Consider the following 3,409-nt stretch of genomic DNA (forward strand, 5'->3'; position numbering starts at 1 on the left):
CGGGGGCCGATGCGGCGCGGCCGCTGCTGCGCCGGGCCGATGGCCGCCAGCACCGGCGCCGCCTCCTCGTTGGGCGGCGGCAGGCGCTCCAGGGCGCGCGCGGCGTTGCGCAGCGCCGCAGCCGGGGCGGTGCCGCCGCGCCGGTCGCGCGGCTGCAACTCCGAGAGGGCGGAGGAGACCGCCTCGGCCCGGCGCTCGCCCTGCTGCATGGCCTGGCGCTCATCGGCCAGGGCATCCTCCTCGCCCTCGACCGGGGCCAGGCCCGACAACTCCTCCACGGCGTGGCGCAGCCATTCCTCGTCGCGCTGCGCCTGGGCGATGGCCTCGCGCGCCTCGGCCAGCACCCGCTCGGCGCCGCGCCAGGCGCGCCAGGCGGCGCCGACCGCCTCGCGCCGGCCCTCCAGCCCGCCGAAGGCATCGAGCAGGCCGGCATGGGTGGCCGGATCGGCGAGGCCCACCTGATCGTGCTGGCCCTGCACCTCGACCAGCAGGGCGCCGAGCCGGCGCAGCAGGCCGACGCCGACCGGCTCGTCGTTGACGAAGGCGCGCGAGCGGCCATCGGCCTGCACCACGCGGCGCAGCACCAGATCCTCCTCCGCCTCGATGCCCTGCTCGGCGAGCAGGAGCTGGGCCGGGTGCTCGGCGGCAAGATGGAAGCAGGCGGCGACGGAGGCGTGCGGCTGGCCGGCGCGCACCATGCCGGCCTCGGCGCGCTGGCCCAGGGCGAGGCCCAGGCTGTCGAGCAGGATGGACTTGCCGGCGCCGGTCTCGCCGGTCAGCACGGTCAGGCCGGCACCGAGCGACAGGTCGAGTCGCTCGATCAGCACCACATCACGGATGGCGAGGGAGGTCAGCATGGGCCGCCCCGGCAACGCGGCTCAGAAGACAGAGTTCCAGGCGCGGCTCAGCAGGCCCGGACGCTCGGCATCCGCCGCGGGGGCGCCTTCCACCAGGAGGGCGTAGGAATCCTGGTACCAGCGGCTGCCGGGGTAGTTGTGGCCGAGCACGCTGGCGGTCTTGCGCGCCTCGTCGGTCAGGCCGAGGGAGAGGTAGATCTCGGTCAGCCGGTGCAGCGCCTCAGGCACGTGGTTGGTGGTCTGGAACTCGTCCACCACGCGGCGGAAGCGGCCGATGGCCGCCGCGTAGAGCCCGCGCGACTGGTAGAAGCGGCCGATGTTCATCTCGCGCCCGGCCAGATGGTCACGCGCCAGATCCATCTTGAGCCGCGCGTCGCGGGCATAGGCGGTGTCGGGGAAGCGGTTCACCACCTCCTGCAACTGGGCCAGGGCGGTCTCGGTGGTCTGCTGGTCGCGCTGCGCGTCGACGATCTGTTCGTAGTAGCAGAGCGAGCGCAGGTAGTAGGCATAGGCGATGTCGCGATGCGCGGGGTGGAGCTGGATGAAGCGGTCCAGCGCGCCGATCGCCTCGGTGTAGCGGTTGCGCATGTAGTCGGAATAGGCCGACATCAGCCGCGCGCTGGTGGACCAGGTGGAATAGGGGTGTTCCCTCTCCACCGCGTCGAAGAATTCCTGGGCCTGCTGGTAGCGCTCCTGCCGCAGCGCGTCGATGCCGGCGGCATAGAGGGCCTCCGGCGTTTCCGCGGCGAGATTGGCACGGGCCTGCAGCGAGGAGCTGCGGCCGTCCCAGGAGCTGCACCCGACGACCGCGAGGAGCGGCGTGGCCAGCAGGAGAGAGAGGCGGAGTGTCCGGTTCAGGCGGCTGCGCATGGCGCTCGCTCCATACCACGCCTGCCCGATGAAGGCGATGGGGGGCAGGTCGGTGGCCGCCCTCAGGCCGCCACCGGCTCCGCGTAGGACGGCGCCAGGGCGCCATCCTGCTGCCAGCGCCAGGCCTGCTCGTCGGCGAAGAGGGCGCGCAGCAGGCGGTTGTTCAGCGCATGGCCGGAGCGGCTGCCGGAGAAGCGGCCGGACAGCGGCGCGCCCGCCAGGGCCAGATCGCCCACCACGTCCAGCAGCTTGTGCCGCACGCATTCATCGGCATGGCGCAGGCCGCCCGGGTTCAGCACCAGCGGCCCGTCCACCACCACGGCATTGGCGAGGCTGCCGCCCTGGGCCAGGCCGGCGGCCCGCAGGCGGGCGACATCCTCGGCCAGGGTGAAGGTGCGGGCATCGGCCAGAAGCTGGCGGAAGCTCGACTCGGTCACGCGCAGGGAGAGGCTCTGGCGGCCGATGGCGGTGGAGGGAAAGTCGATCTCGAGGGCGGCCTCGAAACCGGGGGTGGCGGAGGGCTCGAGCATGGCCCAGGCGGCGCCGGGGCCCTCGCCCTCCTGCACGCGGATGGTCTTGAGCACCTCGATGCCATGGCGGGGCATCAGGCTGGTCACGGTGCCGGCGCAGTCGATCAGGAAGACGAAGGGCGCGGCGGAACCGTCGAGGATCGGCACCTCCGGCCCGTCCACCTCGATCACGGCATCGTCGATGCCGCAGGCGGAGAGGGCGGCCATGACATGCTCGATGGTGCCGATGCGCGCATGCGGCTGGCCGGGCAGGGCGATGGCGGTGCAGAGGCGGGTGTCGAAGACGAGGTCGTAGCGCGCCGGGATCTCGAGGCCGAGATCGGTGCGGCGGAAGACGATGCCTTCCCCGGCCGCGGCCGGATGCAACGTCATCGAGGCGCGACGTCCGGAGTGCAGGCCAATGCCGACGCAGCCGATGGACGCCTTGAGCGTCCTGCGCCGTCCCATGCCTGCCACGAAGAATCCGTCCATCACTGCCTCTGGGTCACTCGGTCGATACAAGGGTCACGAAGGGGTCACTGGTCACGTCGGGCAGGCCCGAGAAGCTGCCTGCCTGAGTGTCTAGATGGCACCGGGACGCGTCACGGGCGAATAAACCCTTGTTTCCGTATATTTCTGTCGAGGTTACGCAGGGAAGCTTTTGTTTCTGATCGGTTTTTGCGATGCAAAAAGAGCCCCGCATCCAGGATGCGAGGCCCTCTTGTTACGTCAGGAACGGTCAGGCTGGCGCCTGTCCGTCGCGCCGGCGTCAGTTGCTCTGACGACGAAGAAAGGTCGGGATGTCGAGGCCCATCTCCTCGGCCGGCTGGGCGGCGCGCGGCGCGGCAGGCTGCGGCGCCTGCGGCTGGGGCGCCATCGGCTGCGGGGCGACCGGGCGGGGCGCCGGCGGCACTTCGGCATCCCCAACCAGGTTGCGGCGCATCAGCCCGGTGGCCTTGCGGAAGAGATTGAAGCCGCCACCTGCCGGCGGAGCCGAGACCGGCGTCGGCGCCATGCGCGGCTGCATCGCGCGGCCCTGCTCCGGCTGACCCACGGCGGCCGGCATCTCCTCGGGCGAGGGGGCCTCGACCGGCACCGCCGGGGCCTCATAGGCCGTCGGCTGCGGCGCCACGGCGGGGGTCACGGTCGCCGGTGTCGCCATGCCGGCCGGGC

General features: G+C 72.2%; 3 protein-coding genes and 1 pseudogene. All 4 read right to left on the reverse strand.

Annotated features, from left to right (window positions below):
- The coding region (locus ACVMLK_RS20360) for an AAA family ATPase (protein WP_457487457.1) at positions 1–857 on the reverse strand (857 nt) is incomplete at its 3' end.
- A gap of 21 nt (positions 858–878) precedes the next feature.
- On the reverse strand, positions 879–1,727 hold the full coding sequence (locus ACVMLK_RS20365; protein ID WP_457487458.1) for an outer membrane protein assembly factor BamD: 849 nt from the start codon (positions 1,725–1,727) through the stop codon (positions 879–881).
- A 62-nt stretch (positions 1,728–1,789) separates the two neighbouring features.
- A complete protein-coding gene (gene lpxC / locus ACVMLK_RS20370; protein WP_198366098.1) occupies positions 1,790–2,728 on the reverse strand; it encodes a UDP-3-O-acyl-N-acetylglucosamine deacetylase in 939 nt (312 codons plus the stop codon).
- A gap of 277 nt (positions 2,729–3,005) precedes the next feature.
- A pseudogene (locus ACVMLK_RS20375) lies at positions 3,006–3,409 on the reverse strand (hypothetical protein); the annotation flags it as partial.

The organism is Teichococcus aerofrigidensis (assembly GCF_054073225.1).

What these genes read in the sequence shown, in the direction of transcription:
- lpxC (WP_198366098.1), bottom strand. Translation starts at nt 2,728, where the DNA reads ATGGACGGATTCTTCGTGGCAGGCATGGGACGGCGCAGGACGCTCAAG.
- ACVMLK_RS20365 (WP_457487458.1), bottom strand. Translation starts at nt 1,727, where the DNA reads ATGCGCAGCCGCCTGAACCGGACACTCCGCCTCTCTCTCCTGCTGGCC.